This window comes from Xenorhabdus miraniensis (assembly GCF_002632615.1).
On record NZ_NITZ01000011.1, the window covers coordinates 84,434 to 101,386 of the forward strand.

The window sequence follows — 16,953 nt, forward strand, 5'->3', positions numbered from 1 at the left end:
CAACATTCAGCGCCATATTTTTGCAAGCCATGACACGAATATTCAGAACCTCAAAAAATGACATACAAAAATACAAAATTTATCATTCAACCGGAGAAATAATTTTCTGTCAGTTTTTCACTATGGTGCTAAAGAATGACCAATAGCATCTGTGGTTATTTGTAATATCATTATTATTGACAGTATTGTTCGATTGAAATTAAGTGGGGACTATTCCTAATAAATTTTGAGTTACATCACAACAGAGAGGATAAGAACCCTCAGGAACACCGATAACAGTGAGATTGGTGTGAGTTAAAGCAGCTAACAATGATCCAGGTTTAAAATTGAAGAGCATAAAAGATGAAGAATAACGCGGTACAAAATTAAAGATAATACCCTTCACTAAAATGTCATTATGATAAATTGAATCATATGAAATAAGATGAATTATTTTTGATACAATATAATTTTTAATAAACAAAAAAGGATAAACAGCACTTCTGCTACTCATAAAACCATACTTACGGATAAACATTTCTATAAGACTCCTCAAGTTGATAGCGGCCATTATGCTTATATACCCATTGTTTTCAAGATGCAGCCGATAAAGCTGCATCTTGAAATTCATTGGGTATAGAATACGATTTATTATTATCTTATTTTGTCCTGTTTCGGGCTGTCCCGGTATAATTATGTATAAGTTCATCTGCCTGGCTATATAAACCGTATAAATAATTTCGCCCGTTTTTTATAACTTGAGTGATTACGGAAACATCACTTGTTTACGCTAACAATTAATAAATAAACTTAATTTCCCCTCGTTTTCAGAAGCCATTTTCTCACTGTTCAAGTTATCATTTAATTGAAATTTGATGACAGATTTATGAATTTCTATATTTATGGCAATTAACAGAAACATCCAAAACCTGGAAAACCCGAAAACAGAACTGATACAGTCATTACCGCACTTGTAATTATCAACCTTGTAAATCAGTTCAGAAAAAACTTGTTGCATTGAATATTGATGATTTTTCATATCAGCTAACATAACCTCACCTAAACTACAAACCAAACACCTTAAATCATGACTGATAAAGAGATGCCATTAATTTTCTTATTTAGAATTAACATGTTCATTTTTACGTGGGTAGTGAATTAGCGCCATAAACATTACAATGCTATCGGGTATCAATCAACAAATAAAGTTAAGAAGCCTGTTTCAAATCTTATCTCTCTGTTATTCCAAGCGATCACAAAAAATCACAATAAAATCAAATAAATAATACAAAAAACCATAGAAAACAGTTATCAGAAGAGCATTTACTTCATAAAATAAAACAATAATAACAATTTAAATTAATATCAAAACGAATATAACCAAAATTCATTTTACATTAAACATTAGTTATATATGTTGGGTGATTGCAAACACAAAAATCGCTATATAAATCCCTCACCGCCATCTATTTCCACGCGAAACTTCTGCTTAATCCCACGTTTCCCTGATTCTGTTAATACCAATTCCCGGCTGTCCAATTGCCTGACTGCCCATTTTTTCTTTAAAAAAGCATCAAGCAACGATGCTCCTAAAAAACCGCCAAGATGGAAATGCCGTTCACTCCAATCAAGGCAGGAACAGGCAAATTTTCGCCGCGAAGAGAGCGCTTTGTCTCTGCCTATATCAAGCGAAATCAAAAGATCTTTGCCTGTTGGCGTTAACTCATAATTATCCGTCATCCAATGATTCACCAACAAACTATCATGAATTTTTACCGCAATTTCCCCTGCCATATGATCATAACAAGTTCGGAAAAAACGCAAAGATTGGGGTGTGGAAATTTTAACAATATCGTTATGCCCGCCATTAGCAAAACACATCATATTTTCCAGCAACTGAGCGACTTCTTTGTTATAGATTTTAAAATAACGATGTCGCCCCTGTTTAATGCAGCTGATTAAACTTTCTTCTACCAGACGATTTAAATGAGCACTGGTTGTTGATGGAACAACATCAGTAGCAGCACTTAATTCTGTCGCTGTATAAGCTCGCCCATCCATCAGCAAAAATAACATGCGGGCACGGGTGTAATCAGCCAATACCCCGGCAATGGCCGAAACTCGTTTCTCAAGAGTAAATTCATACATATTTTGATAACCATCGAAGTGACAGTGATTGCAGCAAGGTAGCTTAGATTTTTTTATCCTTCAAGGAAACGATAATGCTAGCTGTCATATTTGAAGTCGAAGTCGCAGAAAACCAAAGTGAACATTATTTTGATACTGCTGCTGCTCTCAGACCATTATTGAACACCATTCCGGGATTTATTTCCGTAGAACGCTTTCAGAGCCTCAATAATAACAATAAATATCTTTCACTCTCCTACTGGCGTGATGAAGAATCTATAAAACAATGGCGAAATACTTACCAGCATCAGGAAGCACAGGCGTCAGGGCGCAATGGTGTGTTTGTGGATTATCGTTTGAGAGTCGCGGCAATTATCCGGGATTACGGGATGTATGCAAGGGAAGAAGCACCAACCGAAAGATGAACTGGCAATAAATTATTAATGGCTTATTCTGCATAATTCTTATTGGGAGATAATGTTCAACTCCATTATCTTCCAATAATCATCATAGTCAGTTTGGGGGGAATGGACAATCTGCAAATCGACCAAAAAACATCCAATACCAGTTTCCAATTGAAAACATCACTGTCAAAAAATAAATTATCGACTGTAATTTACTCTCCGAAAATCCTTTTACTCCCTTCATCATAAAAAGAATCATAAAAGGTAATAAAAAGACCAAACACAAAGGGGCTGTTAATTTTCTGTCGTCATTAACTACAAAGGTATTCACTACATCACAAACCGTATTGACTCCCTCTTTCCCAATCATCCAGTCATGATCGACCGTCGAAAAGCACCCAATTAATATTGCACTATACAAAATAAAGATAATACAAAAGAGTATACTTATAGTTTTCATGTTTATTTATTCTTATCATCAATAGTAAGACGAGATCTACCCCTAGACAAGAAACCGCGAATTCACATTCAAGAATATTTATATCAAAAAATATAATGTAATATTTCTCTTTCCTATCAAAGATAAGATCTCGATCACAAGATAAAATAATATACTAAATAAAAAAATCGAAATTAATCATGGATGGGAGTGATTTTACGCCTTATAGAACGGATCATCTTTCCTTTGTGAATCCACGGGAAAAATTGGTTTTAACCGTGTCGATTACTGCATATTCCCTCAAATCATTCACCATAATTATAAATAAAGGAAAAATCATTGACATAAACTACAATTTTAGAATTTTTATTCTTTTTATCTATTTTATATTGCTATTTATTTACAAGTCATTATCCATACAAATATTGTTTAATAATTACACTTTGAGACTTTTTAAAGTATCAGTTTTTTATGCAGAAGACATATTGAAAATATGAAAATCTGATAACAACAAATTGAAGGAGTACGATAATGGTTCTGAATCATGAAAGGAAATGAAAGAAAGAAAACAGAAATGAGCGCACTGCCAGTAAGTGGAAAATGACAAAATAAAGGGAACAAATAAACCCTTATCTTCCCTCATATTACGTAAAAAGAAGCTAAGGGCTTGAAGTGAAAACGGTATACCAGTCTTAATCAGCGATACTTCTCAAACAGAGACATGTCTTTTAAGTCAGTAAACGCTTTGTAGGAAGCCTGTAGGGTAACCTCTTGCAGGAGGTACTTGGATATAGCGGAAACCCAATCAACCTCGACCAATTCTCCTTTCTGCACTTGATTAGAGGTACTGCGGTCACGCCCCAGATCATCCAGATGATCCAGCTCCTTAAGTTGCAACCCCAATACGGATTCTGCCGAAGAAAAGTTGTTCAAGCTATTGCGGGCACTACGGTTAGCTTTATCTATCAACGCCATCGCTTCATTCTTTTCTTCCTCACTGGCTGTGCTGTACGGCGTTTTTGTTAATGCCTCGATCGCCATATCAATGGCCGCAAAAATATCTGGTTCACTGTCTTTGATTGGGTTGCTGGGATGAGATAAAAATACCTGTCGCCCGGTATGGGCGATAATCATTGAGCGGTTATCATCCACTTTCTGGGTAATTTTTTCATCACCACCGACGTAACTGACTTTCCCACTGTCATCTTTCACAAAAGGAGGCTCATCCGTTTTATAGCCAGCAAAAATATAGCGACCATTGCCATCCGTTTTGTTACCCAAGTTCAACAACTGTTCTTTAAGACCGTTCAATTGCTGTGCATAAGATTCCCGATCCTTGTCGCTCTGCGCAGATGCCGCAGCCACCAACGTTTCAGAAACACTGCTCGTCACATTCACGGCATCTGCAATAATGCTCAACTGAGTTGACATGGTATTTTTGGCAAAAGTGCGGGCTGTGGCAAATTGCTGATTTTTTGACTCAGATTGGGAAATCATAATGCTCTGCGAAGCCGCCAGAGGATCATCAGAGGGATTAATGACTCGACGACCGCTGGAGAGTTGCTCACTCAATTTCATCTTCGTTGATTGGGCATCAAAGATCGCATTCATGCCCTGACTGTATAATTGATTCGTACTGACACGCACAATCTCATTTCCTTTTTATCTTCAACCAAGTGGTGATTAGCGAATGGCCAGAATCGCATCAAACATTGTTGTCGCCGTCTGGATCACACGGGCGTTTGCCAGATAATACTGCTGAAAACGTTGCAATTCGACGTATTCATGATCCAAACTGACACCTGAAATCGATTCCCGCGTTGAATCCAATTGCTTAACAATCTCTCCCTGCGTTTTGGCACTTGTCTGGATTTTATGCGTATTACTCCCCACACGACTGACCAACGAGGCATAAGCACCAGAAAAAGACGATTTACCCTCCACCAAACGCTCATCCTGTAATTTAAGGAATTTATCCACATTACGCTTATCGCTTGGGCCAGCATCTTTGACAGTACCAGCCGCCAGTTTGGAAGAATCTTTCAGATTCATTTCCAAGTTTGCCACAACGTTACTGACTGTTTTCAATGTATAGCTGTCGTGCTCCTCTGCCTTAGCCGCATTGATGTTAACTTTCAGACCATCAAACTCCAGCGTATCCCCCTCTTTTTTCGCCGGGATCATGGCTCTGTCCGAAATGCGCTGGACATTCCAATTCCCGCCTTCAAATTTAAGGGTATAGTCACTGGCTTTCACTTTCGTGGTATCCGCATATTCCACGGTAATTTCAGCCGTGCCTTTATTGTTGCTACTGGAGATAACCTCAGGTTGGTGGAAGGTAAAGAAATCAGCCCCCTTATCGCCGTTCAGATCAATACCACCACGCTGTACCTGATTGAATTGATCGGCCATCACCAGTGCCAGTTGGTTCAACTCATTGCGGGCTGAATCCACCGCTTCCCTGCGCACTTGCAATGCGCCGCCCAGTGCTCCCTGAGAGATAAAGCGTTCGTCTATTTCTCTGGCACCGGTGCCATTGTTATAACCCACAGTGATACGGCGACTGTCAGCGCTGGAAGGGATCGCTTCCAACTGATAGGTTTTATTGCCCGATACCAGCATCATACCGCCACCGAATGAGACGTTATAAGTGCTGCCATCCTGCTGAACGACGTTCACTTCAACCAACTGATTTAATTGGTTAACCGCTTCATCACGTTTATCCAGCAACGCCAAAGGTTCGCCATTACCCATACCGCGCATCCGCGTAATTTCATTGTTCAGCGCGGCAATTTCTTTCGCATATTTATTGATATCCTGAACATTCTGTTCAATGCGGGCATTGACGCCACTGTCTATCTGACGCAAAGTTTCATCAGCTTTTTTGAATCGGTTAACCAGGCCATCTGCGGTACCCAATACCGTGGTTCTGGCAGCGCTGTCTTCCGCATTGCTCCCAAGCACTCCCAACCTTTCAAAAAAATCTGAGATGAAGCTGGACAGACTGGTATTTGTCTCTGCCAATGACTTATCGATTTTGCTGATCTCTTGGCTATAAACATTCAGTGCCGAATGTTTAGTTTGTGCGGCATTCTTTTGCTGAGTGATGAATTCACTGTATTCACGGTTGATGGCACTGACAGCGACACCGTTGCCAATAAAACCCACTGGCGACATGGTGCCATTATTTGATGTTATCACGGTAGTTTGTCGGTGATAGTCCGTTTTTGTAGAGTTATTGATGTTATTAGCCACAACATCCATTGCCACCCGCGCGGCGTTCACACCACTCATGGCAGTATTCAGAAGATTATTGGACATGTGTAGATCCTTTTACGTTTTCTTTAATCCTCCCTCTATAGGAGGTCATTCACTGTTACAGTTATCGGCACATCTCTCTGTTCCTTGAGCAGAAATACGCTTGATTCCGCCACCTAACATTTAAAACAGGTTATCGAAATTATAGGCATAGGCTTTTGCCATTTGATTGCCGGTATTCTTTAACTGCTGGATCAGTGACACTAATTTTTTGGCATAGCCGGGATCGGTGGCATAACCTGCATCCTGCAAAGAGTACGCGCCTTGCTCAGCCGTCGTGGATTGCGCAACTTTGGCGTAGCGGGGATTTTCTGTCAGCAACTTAACGTAATCCGTTATCGCTTCCCCATAAGAGCCATACACACGGAAGCTGTCCTGCATTTTCTTCGGTTCACCATCAATGTATTCCGTCGTCATGATATTGGTGACAGGCCCTTTCCAGTGTTTCCCCGCTTTGATGCCAAACAGGTTATGACTCGGTTTGCCTTCTGCGGTCAGAATTTCTCGTTGTCCCCAACCTGACTCCAGCGCGGCCTGAGCAATAATCAATAAGTGAGGAATACCGCTTTGCTGGCTTGCCAATTGTGCCGGTAAGGAAAGCATGGAAACAAAGCTGGCGCTGTTCATTGGCAATGACTTCGACTGGGCTGAACCATTGGTGAAGGCCGAAGAGGAATGGTCAGGCATCGCCCGGCGCATAAATTGCTCCAATGCCTGTTTCGGCAATGTGTGCAGGATTTCATTATCCAGTGGCATCGGCGTGGTGCCCGCCAATTCACTCGGCATATTATTAGCGTCAGAGAATTGCTTAACGATCATGTCAGCAAACCCCAGTCCCTTTTGGGAAAGATCCTGAGCAATTTGCTGATCGTATATCGAAGTATAAAAACGGGTCTGTTCACTACTCAAAATGCCATCTTGCGGCAACGAGGAACGCATGCTTTTCAGCATCATCTGAACGAAAACGCCTTCCAGTTGTTGGGCTACTTGCCGTAGCCCTTGTTGTGGTTCCTGTGACAGTTTAGCTTTCAGTGAATGCAGCGAGTTAACATCATAAGCAGCATTAGGCATCGTCAGAAAGTCATTCATCAGATAATCTCCAATTTTGCACGCAGACAGCCTGCGCTCTCCATCGCCTGCAAAATCGACATTAAATCTGTTGGCGTTGCACCCAGTGCATTTAACGCACGTACAACTTGAGTCAGGTTCGCACTGGCATTGACTTTTTGCAATGCACCGCCCTGTTCCTGAATGCCAACGCCCGTATTGCGGGTCACGACGGTACTTCCCCCCGCCAATGGTGTATCAGGCTGGTTAACGACCGTTTGACGTTCAACAGTGACAGACAGGCTACCGTGAGCAATCGCACAACTATCCAATGTCACATTGCGGTTCATGACCACTGAACCGGTGCGGGAGTTGAAAATTACTTTGGCATCGCCATCATTAACACGAATAGTTAGGTTCTGAACTTGAGACAGAAACTTAACCTGCTCGCTGTTTTCTATTGGCAGACGCAACTGAACGGTACGGGAATCCAGCGGTGTTGCCGTTCCTGTTCCTTTCAGACGGTTGATCGCATCGCTAATCTGCTGAGCCAAACCGAAATCATCATCATTCAATTGCAGGTTCAACGTGCTTTTCTGGCCGAATTGCGTTGGCAATTCTCGCTCAATCACCGCACCATTAGAGATACGCCCACCTGCAAGCTGATTGATTCTAATGCTGTTACCACCGGCACTCACACCTGCGCCACCCACGAGGATATTGCCCTGAGCCAACGCATAGACTTGGTTATCCACCCCTTTCAAGGGCGTCATCAGCAATGTCCCGCCACGTAAGCTCTTGGCATTACCCAATGAGGAGACCACAACATCAATGTTCTGCCCTGAACGCGCAAAAGGTGGCAGCTTTGCTGTCACCATCACGGCGGCCACATTTTTAAGCTGCATATTTGTACCGGGCGGCACAGTAATCCCCAATTGTGACAGCATATTGCTCAAACTTTGGGTTGTGAAAGGCGTCTGCATGGTCTGGTCACCCGTTCCATCCAATCCAACGACTAAACCATAACCAATCAGCGCGTTATCCCTAACGCCCTCAATGGTCGTCAGATCGCGAATACGCTCCGCGAAAGCACTGGTAGACGCGAATGTATTGAACAGAACCAGCAAAAACGTAAAAAGGCTGGCGACTAATTTTTTCATCCTGACCGCCCTCTTTTAAAACGGTGAGATATTCATAAAGAAACGTTGCAACCAGCCCATATGCTGCGCTTCGTTGATATAACCATCACCGACATACTCAATGCGGGCATCTGCAACTTGGTTGGAGCTGACCGTATTGTTGCCAGTGATAGTGCGAGGGTTCACTACGCCAGAGAAACGAATAAATTCAGTTCCCTGATTGATGGCGATCTGTTTTTCCCCTACGACATGCAGGTTGCCGTTTGCCATCAATTTATTCACCGTCACAGTAATCGTGCCCCTGAATGTATTGTTGGCATTTGCCCCTCCTTTGCCGCCAAACTCGCTATTGCCTTCCATGCCCAAATCGGTTTTGTCACCGCCTATCAATCCCTGCAAAAAACGGGGGGTTAAAGCAGCAGCGAAACCAGTTTTACCATTGCGGCTGGCGTTGGCTGAGGAGTTTTTGCTCGCACTGACGTTTTCTTGCAGGATAATAGTCAGCGTATCACCGATATTGCGTGGACGACGGTCTTCAAACAGGGGTTGATAACCGTAATAAACCGGCTGGACAACCTGAAAAATGGAACCATTTGGCATTGGAGCAGGTGCTTCGGCGGGTTTTGCGGTTGTCTGCCCTCCCACCAGCGGTTTGTGCGGCATGTAAGCACAGCCCCCTAATGTCAGTGCCGACAAGGTTAATACCGCCACAGATATGCTAATACGCCACTTATTTTCCCGGTTTTTCCGTAAACCGGCAGAGTCATAAGCTACATGGTTTTTAGCATGGCTTTCGGCAACGGGCATTGTATCCATCTTCTATGCTCTTAAATTTATCGCAGAAATAGTGGGGGGAATATGTCCCTCCACTATTCATGATTAAGTTATAACTGAGTCAGTTTTTGCAACATCTGATCAGACGTTGATACCGCTTTACTGTTGATTTCGTAGGCTCGCTGAACCTGAATCATATTGACCAACTCTTCCGCCACATTGACGTTAGAGGTTTCAACATAGCCTTGATAGAGCAATCCGGCACCATTAATGCCCGGCGCATTTTCCACTGGAACACCCGAACTGTTGGTTTCCAGATACAGGTTCTCACCAATGCTTTCCAAACCACTTTCATTGATGAACGTGGTCAGCGTCAATTGCCCGACCTGTTGAGGTGCGTTTTGCCCCTGCACATTCACACTGATGATCCCGTCACGGGCGATACTCATTTTGGTGGCATTATCTGGAATGATGATTGCTGGCACGACCTGAAAACCGCCCGCTGTCACTAACTGACCATTTTGGTCCACCTGAAATGAACCATCACGGGTATAGCCGGTTGTGCCATCAGGCATCTGGATCTGGAAGAAGCCCTGCCCCTTGATTGCTATGTCTTTGCTGTTATTGGTCTGCGCCAAGTTGCCCTGATTGTGCAAACGTTCAGTAGCTACCGGCCGTACCCCAGTACCAATCTGCAACCCTGATGGCAAGTTAGTCTGTTCAGACGACATCGCGCCCGGCTGGCGTTCAGTTTGATAGAGCAAATCTTCAAATACCGCACGCTGGCGTTTAAAACCATTGGTGCTGACGTTTGCCAGGTTGTTGGCAATGACATCCATATTTGTTTGCTGAGCATCCAGCCCAGTCTTGGCAATCCATAAAGATCGGATCATGAATTTATCCTCCCCGATTAGCTCATAGCGAGAATTTGATTAGCCCGCTGTGCATTTTCATCGGAACTGTGTATGACTTTCATCTGCATCTCAAAACGACGCGCGTTGGCGATCATGTTCACCATGCTTTCCACTGGATTGACATTACTGCCTTCCAGTACACCCGGCATGACTTTCACTTCCGTGCTGGCCGCCAATTCATTGCCTTGCTGCTCCTGCGCCTGTGGCGTTAAGTGGAACAAACCATCATCACCCCGCACCACTTGTCCGGCTTCCGGTTTGACAATTTTCAATTTACCAATCTGACCCAACAGGGTTGGCGGATCACTGGCAATCAAAGCAGAAATGGCACCATCAGCGGCAATAGTCAGTTCAGCCTGTGGCGGCACATCAATCGGCCCGTTTTCGCCCATCAACATGCGCCCCTGCACCATCAGTTGCCCTTCGGGGGAAATCTGGATGCTGCCGTTGCGGGTATAGGCTTCCATCCCATCTTCGAGCTGGACAGCCAAATAGCCGCCTTGTCCGACAGCTACATCCAATGGGCGGGAGGTATAATTCATGGGTCCCTGACGGCTATCCATGCCGGGGGTGGAAGCAACAGTCAGGGTACGCGTCGGCAGGGTTTCACCTTCAATCGGTACGGCACGCAGTGCAGCAAGCTGAGCCTTGAAGCCCGGTGTTGAGGCGTTGGCCAGATTGTTGGCAGTGACAGCCTGATGCTCCAGTGTTTGGCGTGCAGCGCCCATAGCGGTATATATAACGTGATCCATAAAGCTATCCGCCTGAGCTTATTAACGCATACTGACCAGAGTTTGCAGAATTTGATCCTGCGTCTTGATGGTTTGGGCGTTGGATTGATAGTTACGCTGGGCGACAATCATACTGACCAGCTCCTGGCTCATATCGACGTTAGAGGCTTCCAACGCCCCAGTGATCAGCTTACCGAAGTTGCCTGAACCTGCGATACCCACAACCGGGCTGCCTGATGCACTGGATTCTACCCAAACGTTATCACCTTGCGCAGCCAGGCCTTCAGGATTAGAGAAGTTTGCCAGTACGACCTGACCTAATACTTGTTTCTGGCTGTTGGAATAGGTCGCGTAAATTTTACCGTCCTCATCCACACGGTAATCACTGAAGCTACCTGCGGCATAGCCATCTTGTGTTGGATTGGAGGTAAAATCTTGGGGAATGTTCTGCTGTTTACTACCCGAAAAATCAATGGTGATTGGCCCGGCCATTGAACCATTCAAAGATTCGACATTGAATGTAAATACATTATTGGTACCGACCATTTGGCCATAGCCGTCAAATTGCACATCACCCAATTTATGGGCGGTAGAGCCGGCTACAGAAATATCCTTGGCATGAAACTCCCATGTATTGTCGGCTGTTTTCACGAAGAATGTTCGGAGATCATGCTGATTCCCCAAACTGTCATAGACTTGCAAGGTGGTGCTGTAGTTAAAACTATCGTTATTATTCGGATCAAAGGCGTTTTTCACCGGATCAATGGCTGAGTGCATTGAATTTAGGGTGGCTTTCAGCTTAACTGCTGTAGTCGCTTTCGCATTCAACATATCTGTTGGAATTGAAAGCGGCTCGACCGCTCCGCCTTGCAGAATTTCTCCGTTTACCGCCGGATAACCCGTCAGCTTCATGCCCTGCATATTGATCAGATTACGCTCTTTATCCATTTGGAACTGACCATTACGGGAATAGAAAATATTACCGCTGGTATCCTGCATGCGGAAAAAACCACCCTGTGTAATTGCCATATCCAACTGACGATTAGTCCTGGTAGTTGAGCCATCTTTAAAGTTCTGAAGCATACCAGAAACCTTAACACCCAATCCCACATCTGAGCCGCTGAAAACGTCCGAAAAGGCAGCAGAACTGGATTTAAAACCGAATGTCGCCGAGTTTGCGATGTTATTGCCAATAACGTCCAAATTACCCGCTGCGGCATTCAAACCACTGACCGCTTGTGAAAAAGACATATGTCCTCCGTTTAATTAAAGAATCTGACGAACTTTATCCATGGTTACCGTACCCGCCAGCCCTAAATCTAATTTAGTGCCATCCTCACCCCGCGTGACGCCATTTACCTTGGCAGAAATCAGCGGAAGTGCCACTAACGCTTGATCCTGATAGCTTGCGGAAACCGTGAAACTATACGCACCGTTTGCCACTTCCTTGCCATCTGCGTCTTTGCCATCCCATTTGAAACTATGGACACCTGCATTCAATTTACCGATATCCACTTCCCGAACGACTGCCCCATTCTTATCTTTGATGGTTACTTTTACGTTATCGGCAGGTCGGGTCAGCTCAACGCCCAGTCGTGATACGCTGATGCCTTTTTCTTCACTGGAGCCGACTAAAATCTTATTGCCGGGTATAATGACATCTCGATTAATCAGCAATGTTGTTTGCATTGCCTGATTGTTGTCCATCTGTCCGACAATACTTCCCAGTGTTTTATTGAGTTTTTCTATGCCCTCAACAGTACTGATCTGCGCAATCTGAGAGGTCAGCTCGTTGTTTTGCATTGGATTGGTAGGATCTTGGTTCTTGAGCTGCGTCACTAATATATTCAGAAAGTTATCTTTGATATCACCGCTACTTTGTGGCTTTTTTTTGGCCACAGAAGCCAGCTCACCTAGCGTAGTATTATCCAATGATTCATTGATTGAAGTGGTCACTGCCATAATGAAATTCCTGTTACTGACCCAGAGTCAGCGTTTTCAACATAATGGACTTAGTGGTGTTAAGCACTTCAACGTTCGCCTGATAGCTACGGGAAGCGGAGATGGTATTGACCATTTCCCCGACAACATCCACATTCGGCATACGAACATAACCTTTTTCATCAGCCAACGGGTTACCCGGCTGATATTCAAGACGGAAAGGTGTGGGATCATCCACCACTTCACTGACACGAACACCACCTATTTCCTGCCCTGCTGGTGCTGCGACACGAAAGACCACTTGCTTGGCGCGATAGGGTTCTCCATCCGGCCCAACAATGCTATCGGCATTTGCCATATTACTGGCGCTGACGTTCAGTCGCTGGGACTGAGCGGACAACGCAGAACTGGCAATATCAAAAATACTGAGTAGAGACATTCCCATTATCCTTGTGACTGTAGAACTGACATCATGCTTTTGATCTGCGCATTCGTCATTGTAAGTTCAGCCTGATATTTCAGACTGTTATCTGCGAAATTACTGCGTTCCATATCCATGTCAACGGTATTTCCATCCATGGCTGTCTGGTATGGCACCCGATACAGCAGATCCATCTCCAGACGTTTTTGAGGCTGAACGGGAATATGTCGCTCGGAAGTCAGAGTTAGCCCAATTCCATTCCCCGTTACACGACCATGTGCCATTACCTTTTTCAGTTGAGCAGCAAAATCGATATCACGCGCCTGATAGCCAGGGGTATCCGCATTGGCGATATTGGCAGACAAAATTTCCTGCCGCTGGTTGCGGAGTGCCAGCGCTTCTTGTCGAAATTGAAAGGCGGCATCTAATTTATCGAGCATACTCCTCCCTCGGGTCTGTTCTGTCGGGGCGAACCCCAATAACACATCAAGAGCTTATAGCCCCCTCTTCATCACTAATGTTGCGACGTTGTTTAAGGCAATGCACATGAAATAAGCTGGGGATAAGCTCTAAGCAGCTAACAGAATAAACGTAGAAGAAAAAGGTGATTCGAAGAATAGAAACAAATTGGATTGCTATTTATCCCATTAACGAATAATCAATCGCGTTACACTATTAACATCCAACAGGTGCTGAATATTTTTTGAAATCATGGTTCGCTAACGGGGTTAAGGTGATGACATGTCTGCATTAAAATTTATCGGTTCCCTTGCCATTTTCCTTAATTTATTTTTTTGCACTTCTTTGGCTTGGGGGAACAACTTACCGCAATCGATAAATGATTATTTCAGGCAAATTCATCACACATCAGGTCATAAAGTCTCTGTGGAAATCAAAACGCCTGAGCAACATTGGCCGACTTGTGAATTTCCTGAGGTCCAGCCATCACTAGGCAATAAAAATTGGGGGAGCCTTTCCATCCCGGTGACTTGTGGTCAGCAACGTCGTTTTATTCAGGTTTACGTCAATGTCAATGGCCCTTACTTGGTTTCTAAGCAAGCTATTAACCGCAATGCAGTTTTGACAGAAAAAGATTTTCAAGTAAAAACAGGATCCTTAGATAAACTGCCAAACGACATAATCCGTAACAGAAAGGCCATACAAAATGGTATTGCGATTCGCAACATATCTGCCGGACAATTCATCACACGCAATATGATTCGGCGTCCATGGGCGATTAAAGCTGGACAAAATGTGGTCGTCACCGTAGATGGACACCATTTTCAGGTGCGTTACGAAGGAAAAGCGATTAACAATGCCGCGAGTTTTGATAATATTCGTGTCCGCTTAGCGTCCGGGCAGGTTATTACTGGTGAAGCCCAAGAAAATGGTAGTGTAAAAATGATGTTATAAATGGCTAAAGTTTTATTTCTTCAAGCCGATATAACCAACAGGCCATGATTTTACAGGCATGCCAGCGGTATATCGCCTGCTACCTAAGACAAATAGATAATGCCTGATTAAAGGATTACGATTATGAGTATTGAACGCACTCAACCTCTACTGGCTATGGCTGCTTTACAGCAACGCAATGCCAATGAAGGGGCTCAGATCACTCGAAGAACTGTGGCTGTCGCAGAAAAAAGCGCCGATACGCAAGTCAAACTGAGCGAAGCGCAAAAAAAGCTCGTCCAGCCAAGTAGCCAGGATATTAATATCCAGAAAGTACAACAATTGAAAGAAGCCATTGCACAGGGAACACTGACGATGGACAGCGGTAAAATTGCTGATGCCCTATTCAGAGAAGCCCTTGAAAATATGGAATATGATAAATAAACCATCAAATTCATAAAGAGCCATAAATGGAAGAACTTCAACTCTTGCTTGAACAGCAAAGTGCGCATTTAAATTCGCTTTCGCACACGATGGCAGAAGAACAGCGCATATTATGCGAAGGTTTTATTGAAGCGAATCATTTACATCGAGTCACTGAGCAAAAGGCATTTTTGCTTTCAGCACTTGATCACGCAGAACGCAAGCGCCAGCAACTAAACGAAACGCTGAAAATAAATGAACCTTATGCTGACCATGAAAGACTGGCAATATTATGGGAGCAAATTGGCCAAACGGTTGAACGTATCCGTGATTTAAATGCCCACAATGGATTCTTGCTGGATCAGCATATTGAGTTGAATAGTAAGGCAATTGCTTTTCTGAAAAGTCATCACAGTCCTTCTCTTTATGGTGCTGATGGGCAAGCACGTCATAATTCAGCGCTATCGGGCCATAAGATTAGCGTTTGATTTTTATCATACTGCTTTAAGCAGTAATATCTACAGACCTCTTAGGTGATGCGTTGATAAGAGGTCTGTTTCTGTACATTTATACCTTTCTTCCCTACACAAGAAGGAATAATTTTCATTCTAATCGCCAATTTTTTGGCTTAATTTTCTCTTAAGCGCTGCATAAATGCTTATATTCAAAAAGTACAAGCCTAACTCTACGGGGAAGCTTTCGTGTTATATACATCATATTTATCATACCTTCGATAGTAGATAATGTTATTTTTTCGATGCCAAATTTAAATAAATCACCCCCTGCACTAGGATCAAAAATAGATAAACTTAATCTAAGATGAAATATTATTCATAGCTCATGGTAAATGTCGCTGTCGCATTGGCTATCCCTGCTTTAACGTTACCATACCGATAATAACGCGCTTTTAAAGGAATACTGACAGGTCCTTCTGTTGTGGTTTCGGTATATTTAATTTTTTTTCCAAGGGGAATAGGAGTTACCTTCTTACCATCCAAAATTTGAATACCAACACCACTGGCTGCATTGGTATCAGGATTAAGTTTGATAATGCCTTTTTGGGCGTCATAAACGCCTTGAGAGCCTGCCTGCAAGAGCATGTTAACTTTGATACGTGCATCACAATTTAAAGGGATATCAAATGCCTTTTCCACTGCTGTTGAGCCCACTTTGGGTAATTGCATTTGTGTGATCGTGTCTAATGGTACCTGAATATTACTATCATTAATGGAACACGATCGTACTTTAACTGTTATCTTACTCGCAGTATATTTAAACTCTTGGGTCTTCCCTCCGCTATTTGGTACGATAACAATAGCCCCTAATAATTGGGAAGTATAATCACCTGGATTGATTGGGCCAATTTTGTAGAAGTCGAATTTGAGTGCAAGGCTCAAATTAGCAAAACCATTGGCCTGTACCTTCTCAGAGTAAATCTTCCGGGTATTTAAACCAGACATCTCATCTTTGTCAGTGACATATTTTCGATTTTCTCTAACATTATGTGAACCTCTGACGGTATATCCAAGGCCACTATTGCCCAATTTAAAAATTTTACGGTTTTTAAAAGAGTTTCCTGAAAATATCCCATAGGCTTTTATACCGACAGATACATCCGTAATATCTGCCGGCAGGTTTTCGCATGTTATTGTCTTAATAGTATCTCTTACAACCAGTTCATCAATTGGCGAAAGAAAAGGAGCATCTAACGGAATAGATGCCTCAGCTTGGGGCAATGTCTCATCACCTCCAGAACAACTCGCATACACTTTACCGGAAGAAAAAAACACAGAAGCCAACAATAACCATGGATAAATAAGCATTTTCATCGGCCATTCCTTATATTAATTCTATAATTTATTGTTATATTTCCCATTGTTAATACAGAAGATATTGTTAACGCA

General features: G+C 43.2%; 19 protein-coding genes. 4 read left to right on the plus strand and 15 right to left on the minus strand.

Annotation, left to right across the window (positions count from 1 at the left end; all coding sequences use genetic code 11):
• Positions 1 to 199: 199 nt before the first annotated feature.
• Together Xmir_RS11900 and Xmir_RS11910 are read right to left on the minus strand one after the other, a co-directional pair.
• Complete coding sequence (locus Xmir_RS11900) at positions 200 to 517, minus strand: hypothetical protein (protein WP_099114461.1); 318 nt, start codon at positions 515 to 517, stop codon at positions 200 to 202.
• A 905-nt stretch (positions 518 to 1,422) separates the two neighbouring features.
• The gene (locus tag Xmir_RS11910; RefSeq protein WP_099114463.1) at positions 1,423 to 2,127 is read right to left on the minus strand and encodes an ArsR family transcriptional regulator; all 705 of its coding nucleotides are present in this window, start codon (positions 2,125 to 2,127) and stop codon (positions 1,423 to 1,425) included.
• Positions 2,128 to 2,201: 74 nt separating this feature from the next.
• On the opposite strand from Xmir_RS11910, the gene Xmir_RS11915 reads away from it, so the two are divergent.
• Positions 2,202 to 2,531, plus strand: a complete 330-nt coding sequence (locus Xmir_RS11915; RefSeq protein WP_099114464.1) for an antibiotic biosynthesis monooxygenase family protein — start codon at positions 2,202 to 2,204, stop codon at positions 2,529 to 2,531.
• Between the two features lie 88 nt (positions 2,532 to 2,619).
• On the opposite strand, the gene Xmir_RS34020 is transcribed toward Xmir_RS11915, so the two are convergent.
• The 12 genes from Xmir_RS34020 to flgB all read right to left on the minus strand — a co-directional run bounded on the left by Xmir_RS34020 (position 2,620) and on the right by flgB (position 13,674).
• Complete coding sequence (locus tag Xmir_RS34020; protein ID WP_099114465.1) at positions 2,620 to 2,970, minus strand: DUF2645 family protein; 351 nt, start codon at positions 2,968 to 2,970, stop codon at positions 2,620 to 2,622.
• 675 nt (positions 2,971 to 3,645) lie between these two features.
• Positions 3,646 to 4,596: a flagellar hook-associated protein FlgL gene (gene flgL / locus Xmir_RS11925; RefSeq protein ID WP_099114466.1), complete on the minus strand. Its 951-nt coding sequence runs from the start codon at positions 4,594 to 4,596 to the stop codon at positions 3,646 to 3,648.
• A gap of 36 nt (positions 4,597 to 4,632) precedes the next feature.
• Complete coding sequence (flgK, locus tag Xmir_RS11930) at positions 4,633 to 6,270, minus strand: flagellar hook-associated protein FlgK (protein WP_099114467.1); 1,638 nt, start codon at positions 6,268 to 6,270, stop codon at positions 4,633 to 4,635.
• A 120-nt stretch (positions 6,271 to 6,390) separates the two neighbouring features.
• A complete protein-coding gene (gene flgJ / locus Xmir_RS11935; protein ID WP_099114468.1) occupies positions 6,391 to 7,356 on the minus strand; it encodes a flagellar assembly peptidoglycan hydrolase FlgJ in 966 nt (321 codons plus the stop codon).
• On the minus strand, positions 7,356 to 8,474 hold the full coding sequence (locus Xmir_RS11940) for a flagellar basal body P-ring protein FlgI (RefSeq protein ID WP_099114469.1): 1,119 nt from the start codon (positions 8,472 to 8,474) through the stop codon (positions 7,356 to 7,358). The genes flgJ and Xmir_RS11940 overlap by 1 nt, the downstream gene beginning before the upstream one ends.
• Before the next feature lie 15 nt (positions 8,475 to 8,489).
• A complete protein-coding gene (locus Xmir_RS11945; RefSeq protein ID WP_099114470.1) occupies positions 8,490 to 9,269 on the minus strand; it encodes a flagellar basal body L-ring protein FlgH in 780 nt (259 codons plus the stop codon).
• A 68-nt stretch (positions 9,270 to 9,337) separates the two neighbouring features.
• On the minus strand, positions 9,338 to 10,120 hold the full coding sequence (flgG, locus tag Xmir_RS11950) for a flagellar basal-body rod protein FlgG (RefSeq protein ID WP_099114471.1): 783 nt from the start codon (positions 10,118 to 10,120) through the stop codon (positions 9,338 to 9,340).
• Between the two features lie 17 nt (positions 10,121 to 10,137).
• The gene (locus Xmir_RS11955) at positions 10,138 to 10,893 is read right to left on the minus strand and encodes a flagellar basal body rod protein FlgF (RefSeq protein ID WP_099114472.1); all 756 of its coding nucleotides are present in this window, start codon (positions 10,891 to 10,893) and stop codon (positions 10,138 to 10,140) included.
• Positions 10,894 to 10,914: 21 nt separating this feature from the next.
• Positions 10,915 to 12,123, minus strand: a complete 1,209-nt coding sequence (flgE, locus tag Xmir_RS11960) for a flagellar hook protein FlgE (protein ID WP_099114473.1) — start codon at positions 12,121 to 12,123, stop codon at positions 10,915 to 10,917.
• 15 nt (positions 12,124 to 12,138) lie between these two features.
• Positions 12,139 to 12,834, minus strand: a complete 696-nt coding sequence (gene flgD, locus Xmir_RS11965) for a flagellar hook assembly protein FlgD (protein ID WP_099114474.1) — start codon at positions 12,832 to 12,834, stop codon at positions 12,139 to 12,141.
• Between the two features lie 13 nt (positions 12,835 to 12,847).
• A complete protein-coding gene (gene flgC, locus Xmir_RS11970; protein WP_099114475.1) occupies positions 12,848 to 13,252 on the minus strand; it encodes a flagellar basal body rod protein FlgC in 405 nt (134 codons plus the stop codon).
• A gap of 5 nt (positions 13,253 to 13,257) precedes the next feature.
• Positions 13,258 to 13,674 (minus strand): flagellar basal body rod protein FlgB, encoded by a 417-nt coding sequence (gene flgB, locus Xmir_RS11975; RefSeq protein ID WP_099114476.1) that lies wholly within the window; start codon positions 13,672 to 13,674, stop codon positions 13,258 to 13,260.
• Positions 13,675 to 13,975: 301 nt separating this feature from the next.
• Here flgB and flgA point away from each other — a divergent pair, with 301 nt between their 5' ends.
• The 3 genes from flgA (at position 13,976) to Xmir_RS11990 (ending at position 15,537) form a co-directional block, all read left to right on the plus strand.
• The gene (gene flgA / locus Xmir_RS11980; RefSeq protein WP_099114477.1) at positions 13,976 to 14,647 is read left to right on the plus strand and encodes a flagellar basal body P-ring formation chaperone FlgA; all 672 of its coding nucleotides are present in this window, start codon (positions 13,976 to 13,978) and stop codon (positions 14,645 to 14,647) included.
• 123 nt (positions 14,648 to 14,770) lie between these two features.
• A complete protein-coding gene (flgM, locus tag Xmir_RS11985) occupies positions 14,771 to 15,070 on the plus strand; it encodes a flagellar biosynthesis anti-sigma factor FlgM (protein WP_099114478.1) in 300 nt (99 codons plus the stop codon).
• A gap of 26 nt (positions 15,071 to 15,096) precedes the next feature.
• Positions 15,097 to 15,537 carry a flagella synthesis protein FlgN gene (locus Xmir_RS11990; protein ID WP_099114479.1) on the plus strand — a complete coding sequence of 147 codons (441 nt, stop codon included), beginning with the start codon at positions 15,097 to 15,099 and terminating at the stop codon, positions 15,535 to 15,537.
• A 339-nt stretch (positions 15,538 to 15,876) separates the two neighbouring features.
• Here Xmir_RS11990 and Xmir_RS11995 read toward each other — a convergent pair whose 3' ends face one another.
• Positions 15,877 to 16,878, minus strand: coding sequence for a fimbrial protein (locus Xmir_RS11995; RefSeq protein ID WP_099114480.1), 1,002 nt, complete (start codon positions 16,876 to 16,878; stop codon positions 15,877 to 15,879).
• Between the last annotated feature and the right edge of the window lie 75 nt (positions 16,879 to 16,953).